Origin of the sequence: Massilia pinisoli, from assembly GCF_024753285.1 — a bacterium.
In the GTDB taxonomy this organism is placed as follows: domain Bacteria; phylum Pseudomonadota; class Gammaproteobacteria; order Burkholderiales; family Burkholderiaceae_D; genus Telluria; species Telluria pinisoli.
In genome coordinates this window covers 124961-136404 of sequence record NZ_JANUGW010000017.1, presented here as the reverse complement: position 1 = coordinate 136404, position 11444 = coordinate 124961, and the positions used below count along the sequence as shown (strand labels likewise).

Here is an 11444-nt window from a genome sequence, read left to right as displayed (position 1 = left end):
CCGCAAGGTTCGGTCGATGAACGCCACCACCTCGGCACGGCACCGCCACGCCTCCCGCAGCGCGTTCATGTAATAGAAGCTGTGCGGCACGTCGTGCCAGACGGAGAGCGTCACGCGGTTGCCGGCCTGGCGCGCGCATTCGACCGCACGCGTGCTGTCGTCGAGGACGATCTCGGAGTCGGACACGTGGAAGTGGAGCGGCGCGAGGCCGGTCCAGTCGCCGAACAGCGGCGACACGTCCGGGTGATCCGGCGCGACGGCACCAAGGTAGGTCATCCGCACCCATGGCCAGATGTTCGGTCCCTGCATGCTGTCGCGCGCGGCGTTGGCAGTCGCGGACGCACTGCCGGCCGTCAGGTCCGTCGGCGCCGACAGCAGGATGCAGCCCGCAGGCTGGGGCCAGCCGTTGTCCCGCGCCCGCATCAGCAGTACGAGCGCCAGGTTCGCGCCGGCGGAATGGCCGATCACCACGATCTTGTGCGACGGGATGCCGGTACCCAGCAGGCCCGCGTAGGCGGCGCAGCAGTCGTCGAGGCCCACCGGAAACGGAAACTCGGGCGCGAGCCGGTACGGCACCGACACGACGGGCCGGCCGGTACGGCGCGCCAGGCCGGCGCAGTAACGACGATCCGCCGCCGCGGCGCGCACCGCGAAACCGCCGCCGTGCAGATACAGGATGACGCCGTCGCGGGCCGCGTCAGGCTGCCCGATCCATTCGACGCCCACGCCGCCGGCGTCGGCGACATGGACGCGCACGGGCCGCCTGCCCAGCGTGCCCAGACGGTCGATACGCAGGTACGTGGCGCGCATGCGCGCGACGGACGGGATGTCGTTCCACAGGGGCTTCAATCCGCGTCTCAGCCCGGCATTCACGAGAGTTCGAATCAGCATGCCCTAGTGTAATTGATATGGAGTGCGAATCACAGGCCACCGAATCATATATTGGACAACTTGCCGAACCCACGGCACTCTTAGGGTTTTCCGATTTCCCGAGGAGACACCATGCCCACTTACCGTTCCCACACCACGACCCAAGGCCGCAACATGGCGGGCGCCCGCGCCCTGTGGCGCGCGACCGGCATGAAGGACGGCGACTTCGACAAGCCGATCATCGCCGTCGTCAACTCGTTCACGCAGTTCGTGCCGGGCCACGTGCACCTGAAGGACCTGGGCCAGCTGGTCGCGCGCGAGATCGAAGCGGCGGGCGGCGTCGCCAAGGAATTCAACACGATCGCCGTCGACGACGGCATCGCCATGGGCCACGGCGGCATGCTGTACTCACTGCCGTCGCGCGACCTCATCGCCGACTCCGTCGAGTACATGGTCAACGCCCACTGCGCCGACGCGATGGTGTGCATCTCGAACTGCGACAAGATCACGCCGGGCATGCTGATGGCCGCCATGCGCATCAACATCCCGACGGTGTTCGTGTCGGGCGGTCCGATGGAAGCGGGCAAGGTGCTCAAGGTCGTCAACAACGACAAGAAGATCATCAAGCTGGACCTCGTCGACGCCATGATCCAGGCCGGCGACGCCAACGTCTCCGACGCCGACGTGGCGGAAATCGAGCGCTCCGCGTGCCCCACGTGCGGTTCCTGCTCCGGCATGTTCACGGCGAACTCGATGAACTGCCTGACCGAGGCGCTGGGCCTGTCGCTGCCGGGTAACGGCACGATCGTCGCCACGCATGCCGACCGCAAGGAACTGTTCCTGCGCGCCGGCCGCCTGATCGTCGATCTCGCGAAGCGCCACTATGAAGGCGACGACTACACCATACTCCCGCGCAGCATCGCCACCAAGGCCGCATTCGAGAACGCGATGGCGCTGGACGTGTCGATGGGCGGCTCCACCAACACCGTGCTGCACCTGCTGGCCGCCGCGCACGAGGCGGGTGTCGAGTTCACGATGGCCGACATCGACCGCATCTCGCGCAACGTGCCTTGCCTGTGCAAGGTCGCGCCGATGACGAACAAATACCACATCGAGGATGTGCACCGCGCGGGCGGCATCGTCGCGATCCTCGGCGAACTGGCGCGCGCGGGCCTGCTCGACACGTCGCTGCCGACGGTGCACTCCCCGACGCTGGGCGCCGCGATCGAAAAGTACGACATCAAGCGCAGCGATGACCAGGCCGTGCACACGCTGTTCCGCGCCGCGCCGGGCGGTGTACCGACGCAGGTCGCGTTCTCGCAGGCCGAGCGCTTCGACAGTGCCGACCTCGATCGCGCGGAAGGCTGCATCCGCGACCGCGCGCACGCGTATTCGCAGGACGGCGGTCTCGCGGTCCTGTACGGGAACATCGCCGAGAAGGGCTGCATCGTGAAGACGGCGGGCGTGGACGAGAGCATCCTCAAGTTCTCCGGCCGCGCACGCGTGTTCGAAAGCCAGGACTCGGCCGTCGAAGGCATCCTCGGCGACACTGTGCACGCGGGCGACGTCGTCATCATCCGCTACGAAGGTCCGAAAGGCGGCCCGGGCATGCAGGAGATGCTGTACCCGACGTCGTACATCAAGTCGAAGGGCCTCGGCAAGGCGTGCGCGCTGTTCACAGACGGGCGCTTCTCGGGCGGCTCGTCCGGCCTCGTGATCGGCCACGCGTCGCCGGAAGCGGCCGAAGGCGGCGCCATCGGCCTCGTCGAGGAAGGCGACACGATCGACATCGACATCCCGAACCGCACGATCAACCTGCGCGTGACGGCCGAGGAACTGGCGCACCGCCGCGCCGCGATGGAAGCCCGCGGCGACGCGGCCTGGCAGCCCGTGAACCGCGAACGCGCCGTGTCGCAAGCGCTGCGCGCCTATGCCGCGCTGACGACGTCCGCCGACCGCGGCGCCGTGCGCGATCTGTCGCAGCTGAAGCGCTGATCCGGCTTGCCCGGGGGCGCCGGCGCGGGCGCGGTATCATTCACCCCTGAACGGCGAATCGACAAGCCGAAACGGGAGATGAGTATGCGCAACAAGATATGCACCGCCGCGCTGGCGCTGCTGCTGGCCGCCTGCGGAGGCGGCGGCGGCAATGCCGGGTCGGCGTCCAGCCCGCCCTCGCCGACGACCACGGCCGGCAACCTCGACGTGTACGCGGGCACCTGGACGTCCGCCTGCGCATCGCACGCCGTCGACACCGTGTCGATCAAGCGCGCGGCCGCCACCAACAATGCGTTGACGATCGGCGTCACGCGCACCTATTACGCCACGACCACGTGCACCGGCGACGCGATCGCCACGCAGACATGGAGCGCCGACGCGACGGCGACCTATGTCGGCACCGTCACCTCGTCCATCAACCCGGGCTCCGGCCTCGCGCTGCTGCCGGCGACGATCGACAAGATGGTCGCGCAGCTGCCGCAGCGCACCGTTACGCTCATCGGCACCTACGTCACGCACAAGACCATCGACGGCGAGGCCAACTGGTGCATCGACTACGCGGGCGGCTCCGTGTGCGTGCCCGACCGCATCTACCCGGCCGAGGCGGCCCCGTTCGACGGCCTCGTCGTCCAGGGCACCGACCTGTATGAAGTGAAGGCCAACGGCACCAACTACGACGCCGTCGAGCGCCTCACGAAGCAGTGACGGGCAGCGCAGCGAGGCCGCGCAGGCCCGCGATGCCGTTCCAGCGCAGGCTGGCGGTGGCCAGCCGCAGGCCGGGCCAGCGCCGCAGCACGGCGCGCAGCACGACGTCCGCCTCGAGCAGCGCCAGCCCCGCGCCGATGCACACGTGCGGGCCGCTGCCGAACGACAGGTGGCTGCCCGCGCGCCGCGTGATGTCGAACGTGTCCGGATCGTCGAAGCGGTCCGGGTCGCGGTTGGCGGCGCCGATCATCGCGACGACGAGATCGCCCCGGCGCAGCCGGGTGCCGTGCAACGTGAACTCCGCCGCCACGCGCCGGCCCGTGTACTGCACGGGACTGTCGTAGCGCAGCAGTTCGCGCACAGCGAGCGGCACCCCGTCCGCGTCAGCGCACAGGCGCGCCCACGCGTGCGGGTGCGCGAGCAGTGTGTATAAACCGTTGCCGAGCAGGTTGCGCGTCGTCTCGTGGCCGGCGAACAGCAGCATCGCGCATTGCGCCAGCAGTTCGCCGTCCGCGCGCAACTCGCCCGCCGCCTCGGCCTGCGCGAGCCGGCTGACGAGGTCCGCGCCGGGCTCGCGCCGCCGCACCGGCAGCAGCGCATCGAAATAACGCACCATCTGCAACAGGCTGCGCTGCGCGGCGCGCAGCTGGTCGGCCGTCGGCTGCAGCGCGCCGATGAACGCGGCCAGGTCGTCCGACCACGCCATGAACTGCGCCTCGTCCTTGCGGTCTATGCCGAGCATCAGCCCGATGACGCGCGACGGCAACGGCCGCGCGACTTGTGCGATGAAGTCGAAGCCGGCATGCGCATCAAGGCCGTCCAGCAGCTCGTCCGTCAGGCGCTCGACGTCGGCCCGCATGGTGCGCACGAGCGTCGGATGGAACCCGGCCGCCATCGCCTTGCGCACGCGCTGGTGGTCGTCGCCGTCGAGGAACACCATGGCGCTGCCGAACAGGCGCTGGAACGCATCCAGCCCGGCCTGCGCACGGCGGCCCTGCAGGCTGGCGTCGACGCCGGGGATGCGCTTGACCCAGCCACCCGTACGCGCCGACGACAAGCGCGGATCGCGCAGCGCCAGCTCGACGTCCGCGTGACGCGTCAAAACCCACGCGCCCTGGAACACGTCGTCGCGCCACAGCACGGCCCCCGCCGCGCGCAGTTCGCGGTAGACGGGGTAAGGGTCGTTCAGGAAGGCGGCGTCGAACAGCGGCGGTGCGGTCGCGAAATCTCTCATGCGATTCATTGGATGACGGTCTGCCGGCACATGCCGGGGGCAGCACTGTACCATTTTTCGGGCTGCGGGTCCCGATCGGCCACCGGACCGCCACCGCCGGTGCCGGCCGGCGGCGTCGGCCGGGCTAGCCTTCCAACGAGAGCCGGTAGACGGTCGTCTGGCGGTACACCTGGCCGGGGTGGAGCATGACGCGGGGCCAGGCGGCACTCATCAGGCCGGGACGCGCGAGCGATTCGACGCGGAAGCCTTCCATGCGCGCGAGCGCGGTGGCCGGCGGGCTGCGCGGGACACCCGCCGCATCCGGACCGCTGGAAAAGCGCACAGCAGCCTCCGTCGTGTAGATCTGCAGGCGCCGGCCCGACGCGGGGTCGAATACGCGCGCCACTTCGCGCACGGCACCCTGCCCGCCCGCGAAGTGGTTGCGGACGCAGAAGCAGTGGTCGAATCCGCCGCTGCGGTGCAATTGCGTGTCGGTCCAGCGCAGGCGCGGGCCGATCGCGGCCGGCTGGCGGAAATCGAACGGCGTGCCGCCGACGGCCGCGACACCGGCCGGCTCCCCGCCGATGCCCATTTCCTCGAAATAGTCGGCGTCGATCTGGACCATGTGGTCGCCCACGTCGGCCTGGCCGCCATTCAGGTTGAAGCACGGCGACGTCAGCGCCGCGAGCGGGATCGGCACGCCGGCGACGGCCTGGTATTCGATCGTGAGTCCGCCCTCGTCGTCGAGGCGGTAGTGCACGAGCATGCCGGCGCCGTCGCCGCCCGACGTCAGCGCCAGCGAGACGACGCCATCGGCCTGACGACCTTCCCAGCGCGCCGCGCGGCCGCCCTGCACGGTGGGCAAGCCGGCGCGCAGCACGTCGGCCATGCGGCCGTAACGGTCGGGCGCATGCCAGGCGCGCACCTGCGCGCCCCGCTCGCCGATGGTCACGGTCATGCCGACCGCGTTCTCGAGCGTGAACGAGCGCTCGCCGGCCAATACGGCCGAAGCGCCCGGAATGAGATGGATCGTCATTACATCTGGCTTCCTGATTTCGATATGAAGCCATTCTCCGGGCCGGCGCACGGTGTTTCAAGTATGAAAATCACCAACGGGGCGAACGATTCTCGCGGATACCCCGCCCGCGCCCCCGTCCTAAGCGGCGGACAACGTCGTCCGTTCGCCCAGCGCGCGGTCGCGCCACGCGCGCGGCGTGCAGCCCAGTTCGCGCTTGAACACGAGATGCATGTATTGTGTGGACGTGAAGCCACAGCCCAGCGCCACGTCCGCGATACTGCGTTCGCCACTTTCCAGCCCCGCCTTCGCCGCATCGAGCTTCGCGCGCAGGATCATGTCGTGCACGCTGCAGCCCAGCTCCTGGCGGAAATACACTTCCAGCGACGAGCGCGACACGCCCACGTACTCGGCCACCTGGTGCGTCTTGATGCCCTGGCACGCATATTGGCGAATGTAATGACAGGCGCGCATCACATGCGGATGCTTGACGGCCTGGTAACGGCTCGACGCGAGCACGTTGATGCCGGCCGGCGGCACGAGGATGCGGGTGTTCGCCAGGCGCACGCCGTGCAGCATCTGCTCCAGCAGGTGCGCCGCCGTGCGACCCATCTCGTGCGCGCCCTGGATCACGGAACTCAGGGGGATGCGGGTCAGCATTCGCACGAGGGGGTCGTTGTCGATGCCGATCAGCGCGACCTGCTCCGGCACGGAGATACCGGCGATGGCGCAGGCCTGCAGCAGTTGGCGCGCGCGCGCATCCGTGACGGCGATGACGCCCACGGGCTTCGGGAGGCTGCGCAGCCACTCGATCTGGCCCTGCACGGCCGCGTCCCACGAGGCCGCGTTCGTCTCGCAGCCGCGGAAGATCTCCGGCTCCATGCGGTCGTCTTCCATCAGCGCACGGAACGCCCGTTCGCGCTCCTGCGCCCAGCGGCATTCCTGCGCCTCGGGCAGGCTGAACATGGCGAAGCGCTGCAGGCCCACGTCGATCAGGTGGTCGCGGGCCAGCTTGACGAGCTTGTGATTGTCGGTCGCGACGTACGGCACACCGGCCGGATACGCGGACTCGCTCGCATACGAACCGCCCACCGCCACGACGGGCACGGTGCAGCCCGTCAAGGCCTTGGCGACGGCCGGGTCGTCGAAATCGGCGATCACGCCATCGCCCTGCCAGCGGTCCATGCCGGATAACCGCAAGCGGAAATCTTCTTCGAGAAATAAATCCCAAGCCACTCGCGTACCGCCCAAATGGGCCGCAATGCCGGAAATGACTTCGCGGTCGAACGTCTTGTTGCCGTTGAACAGCAATGCGATCCGATAAGCTTTCGTCGTCTTCATGCCGCGCCCCCGCTTACCGGTTCACCGTCATCGGAATGGGCATGGTGCAAAGCTGCGCGCGTTTTTGTTCCAAATTCATTTGTCGTCTCCTTGTGATGCTTTTTTTGTTTTATTAACGGGCATTAACGGGCAATCCGGTCCGCTACGGATGTTTAGTAAACAAAATCGGTCGACGGCGCCGCAGATTGGCGGAAGCGGCGCGCCGGCCGAAACACGGCATTAATCCGCTTGCGCGCCGCAGCGGGCGCGCGATTGAATAGTTGAGAGTGCGGGATATTCCAGCGGCAGGGCCATTCCGCTCATTGCGAGCGCGCGACTGGAAGTGGGAAAACACGGGACTGGCGCAGTCATGGAATCGGTTCCTCGTAGCGTGACGGAGGCACCGGCGGCGGCCCCCTTCAGCTCAAGAATAGGCCGCCACCCCGGTACGCCTCTAACGTACGTACCGGGATTTCTATCACCGTGCAGAAATTGCGATCAGTTTTGCAGGGAGTGCAAGGCAGGATCAGCCAGTTCCCACCATTCCCGGCGGGGATGTTGTATCCGCGTCGGACTCGGCCGGGACGGACTGCTGGGTCGCCAAGGTGCGGAACGCCTTCGGCGTGCAGCCGTATTCCTCCTTGAACAGCTTGTTGAAATACGACACGTTGGCGTAACCGACCGAATAGGCGATCTCGGCCACGGTCGCCGCGCTTTTCTCCGTCAGCAGCCGCGCGGCCTCCGTCAGGCGCAATTTGTTCACATAACCGGTGAACGTCATGCCGAGTTCCGTCTTGAGGACTTCGTTGACTTTATTCCGGTTCGCGCCGGTCGCGGCGACGACGCCTTCCAGGTCGAGTTCGGTATTCGTGTAATTCGTCGCAATGAATTTCAGCACGGATGCCTTTTCTTCATCCGGATACGGCGCCAGCGTCAATTGGCGATATGCGACGAGCGGCAAATCCTTTTTGAGCTTCGAATTCAGACTCGCGCGCAATGTGTGCGCATGCGTCCGGAAAAACCACATGGCAAATACGATCAGGCTGCCCGTGACGACGATCGCCAACGCGACGAGATAACGATAATCGTGACCGCGCAAAACGATATTGCTGATTTCCACGTGCGCATCGACACCGAATGCGGCCTGCGACGTGGATCCGAAAGAAAACTGCTGTACCTTGTCAAGATAATAATCCTGCGACGACAGGTTCAGATGCATCATGTACAACCACCAGCCAGGGATCGTCATCCGCCGCAGGTCAAGGGAGACCGGAACGCCGTGCTCGTTGCAAGAAAAGAAAGTCTCGGGCGACCGGTAGGTGATGAAATTCCCTGGCGTCGATATCTTCTCGTCGAACGTCGTCATGCTCAGCATCATCGGATAGGCGGGCTTGCAGCGGGCGACGAACGTGATCGTGTCGTACCGCCGCAAATCGACGAGGGCCGGCTTGCCCTGCGTGTCCTTGGCCACGAGGAGCGCGCTGGCGAACGGAAACGGCCCCACCCGCGTCAACTTGTAGTCGAACGCCATCCCATCCGGCGCCGCGTCGAGCAGGCGGATGCCCGACGTCCCCTTCAGGACGGTGTCGGTCATCGTGGCGCGCTCCCACTTGACCCCGCTCCGCGCGTTCGACGACAGCGTATACGTCGGCTGGCTCAGCAACACGAACAGCGCGGCCAGCAACCCGTCCACGAGCAGGACCGCGATCAGGATGAGCAGGGACTTCTTATAAAACTCTTGCATTGTCATACAGCCAGTTATCTGTCTCCATGCACCCCGTGCGGGATGCAACGAGGATCATAACCGCACCCGTCCCCGATGTCGAAAAAAAAGGGGCGGCCGCAGCCGCCCCGAAAAACCTACCATGCCAGGCGGTAGGAGACTACTCGGTACCCGGGAACGCGGACCCGCCGGTCCTGCACCCCTTCGTGGGAATGGGTGTTGCATGGAGCGGATCGCCCGCCCCTCGCGCCGCACGTCGTTGACGTCAGCTGATGGACGCCATTGTGTTATCCGCGCTGCGGCGCCGCAATTGTGAAAATCGCCAGGACGGAACATAAAATTACGCAGCCGCGCACTTGCGACAAATCGTTGGCGCCGGCGGCGATTTTCGTAATTGCCCACGCTTGCCATTCTTCTTCACAATGACTTACTGTCCAGAACCACACCCATAAGAAAGGCAACGAATGTTCATACGGAGACTCCTCCCCTACGCGGCCGCGTGCATCGCCGCGGCGTGCGCGCCGGCGTGGGCGGCCACGCCGACGCAACCCGAACTCCCGACCGTCCTGTACGGTGCGGCCTATTATCACGAGTACATGCCGTACGAACGGCTGGACAAGGACGTCCAGATGATCAAGGCAGCCGGCTTCAACGTCGTGCGCCTGGGCGAGTCGACGTGGAGCCTGTGGGAGCCGGAAGACGGGCGCTTCGAGTACGCGTGGATGGACCGCGTCGTCGACGCCATGGGCAAAGCGGGCATCAAGGTCATCATGGGCACGCCCACCTATTCGATTCCGGCGTGGATGGCGCACCAGCACCCGGAGATCCTGGCCACGAAATTCAACGGCGCGAAGAACACGTACGGCATGCGCCAGAACATGAACACGGACGCGCCCGCGTACCGCTTCTACGCCGAACGCCTGATCCGCCGCATCGCCGCGCACTACAAGGACAACCCGAACGTCATCGGCTGGCAGGTGGACAACGAGACGGGCACCTATGGCGCGGCCAACGACGACGTCTTCATGCGCTTCCAGCACTACCTGGAAAAGAAGTTCGGCACGCCGGAAAACCTGAGCAACGCCTGGTTCCTGAACTACTGGGGCCAGAACCTCCACACGTGGGAAGACCTGCCCCGCCCCGACGGCGCGCAGAGCACGGGCTACAAGCTGGAGTGGTCGCGCTGGGGCCAGATGCGCGTCACGGACTTCCTGCACTGGCAGGCGCAGCTCATCCGTGAAAACGCGGGGCCGCGCCAGTTTGTCACGCACGATTTCGCGGGCTCGCTGCACGGCGACGTCGACGAGGGCGCGGTCGCGCGCGGGCTCGACGTCGCGGGCGTGAACATCTACCACTGGGGCACGCAGGACCAGTACGACGGCGCCGCCCAGAAGCTGGACGGCGATTTCACCCGCTCGCTCAAGCGCGGCAACTTCCTCGTCACGGAAACGAATGCGCAGACGACCGACTGGAGCTCCTCGTTCCAGTATCCGCCGTACGACGGCCAGTTCCGCGAGGACGTGTACACGCACCTGTCGAACGGCGCCAACATGGTGGAATACTGGCACTGGGCGTCGATCCACGGCAACCAGGAGACGTATTGGAAAGGCGTGCTGTCGCACGACCTGGAGCCGAACCGCGCCTATGCCGAAATGAGCCGCACGGGCAAGGAGCTCCAGAAGATCGGCCAGCATCTCGTCGACCTGCGCATCCATAACGACGTGGCGATCCTGTGGAGCCGCGATTCGCTGAACGCCATCAACGACATGCCGTTCGCGAAGCAGTCGCAATGGGGCTCGGCCGGGACCAATGCCGACTACGGCTCGGAAGTGCGCCAGATCCACCGCGCGCTGTACGACCTGAACGTCGGCACGGACTTCGTGTTCCCGGACACGCAGGACCTGTCCGCATACAAGGTGCTGATCGTGCCCACGCTGTACATCGCCGACGACGCCCTCCTCCTGCGCATTGCCGACTACGTGCGCAAGGGCGGCCACGTCGTCATGACGTTCAAGAGCGGCTTCGCGAACGAGAACGCGGCCGTGCGCTGGACGATGGCGCCGGGCCCGTTGCGCGCCGCGCTCGGCTTCCACTACCAGGAATTCTCGAACCTGGCGCAACCCCTCGCGCTGAAGGGCGACCCGTACCAGGTCGGCGACGACAACAAGGTGAAGCACTGGGCCGAGTTCCTGCAGCTGGACACGGCCAAGGCGCTCGCGTGGTACGACCACCCGTTCTTCGGCCGCTGGCCCGCCATCACGGCGAACCAGTACGGCGCGGGCAAGGCCGTCTACGAAGGCACGTATTTGTCGGACAAGCTGCAGAAGGCCCTCTTGCGCACCGTGCTGCAGGAACGGGGCCTGATCGGCGCCGACCAGCAACTGCCGGCGCACATCCAGGCGCGCACGGGCGTCAACCGCTTCGGCAAGACGATCCGCTACTACTTCAACTACTCGGGCGCGCCCGTCACGTTCGCGTACGGCCACAAGGCGGGGACGGACCTGCTGACCGGCCGCGCGGTGAAGGCGGGCGAGACGGTCAGCCTGGCGCCGTGGGATCTCGTCATCGTCGAGGAGGACGGGCGCTGACAGGGCGTGGGATGT

The 11444-nt window shown here is 66.5% G+C and carries 8 protein-coding genes; 3 read left to right on the top strand and 5 right to left on the bottom strand.

Features of this window, described 5'->3' with window-relative positions; genetic code table 11:
* A partial coding sequence (locus NX784_RS20815) for an alpha/beta hydrolase (RefSeq protein WP_258818604.1) occupies positions 1 to 849 on the bottom strand: 849 nt, incomplete at its 3' end.
* Between the two features lie 153 nt (positions 850 to 1002).
* On the opposite strand from NX784_RS20815, the gene ilvD reads away from it, so the two are divergent.
* Together ilvD and NX784_RS20805 are read left to right on the top strand one after the other, a co-directional pair.
* Positions 1003 to 2865 (top strand): dihydroxy-acid dehydratase, encoded by a 1863-nt coding sequence (ilvD, locus tag NX784_RS20810; RefSeq protein WP_258818603.1) that lies wholly within the window; start codon positions 1003 to 1005, stop codon positions 2863 to 2865.
* A gap of 84 nt (positions 2866 to 2949) precedes the next feature.
* Positions 2950 to 3570: a hypothetical protein gene (locus NX784_RS20805; protein WP_258818602.1), complete on the top strand. Its 621-nt coding sequence runs from the start codon at positions 2950 to 2952 to the stop codon at positions 3568 to 3570.
* On the opposite strand, the gene NX784_RS20800 is transcribed toward NX784_RS20805, so the two are convergent.
* From NX784_RS20800 to NX784_RS20785, 4 genes are all read right to left on the bottom strand, one after another.
* Complete coding sequence (locus NX784_RS20800) at positions 3557 to 4804, bottom strand: cytochrome P450 (protein ID WP_258818601.1); 1248 nt, start codon at positions 4802 to 4804, stop codon at positions 3557 to 3559. The genes NX784_RS20805 and NX784_RS20800 overlap by 14 nt on opposite strands.
* A gap of 124 nt (positions 4805 to 4928) precedes the next feature.
* A complete protein-coding gene (locus NX784_RS20795) occupies positions 4929 to 5819 on the bottom strand; it encodes an aldose epimerase family protein (RefSeq protein ID WP_258818600.1) in 891 nt (296 codons plus the stop codon).
* A gap of 120 nt (positions 5820 to 5939) precedes the next feature.
* Positions 5940 to 7139, bottom strand: coding sequence for a XylR family transcriptional regulator (locus NX784_RS20790; RefSeq protein ID WP_258818599.1), 1200 nt, complete (start codon positions 7137 to 7139; stop codon positions 5940 to 5942).
* 505 nt (positions 7140 to 7644) lie between these two features.
* On the bottom strand, positions 7645 to 8862 hold the full coding sequence (locus NX784_RS20785) for a helix-turn-helix domain-containing protein (RefSeq protein ID WP_258818598.1): 1218 nt from the start codon (positions 8860 to 8862) through the stop codon (positions 7645 to 7647).
* A gap of 443 nt (positions 8863 to 9305) precedes the next feature.
* On the opposite strand from NX784_RS20785, the gene NX784_RS20780 reads away from it, so the two are divergent.
* Positions 9306 to 11429, top strand: a complete 2124-nt coding sequence (locus tag NX784_RS20780; RefSeq protein ID WP_258818597.1) for a beta-galactosidase — start codon at positions 9306 to 9308, stop codon at positions 11427 to 11429.
* The last annotated feature ends 15 nt before the right edge of the window (positions 11430 to 11444 follow it).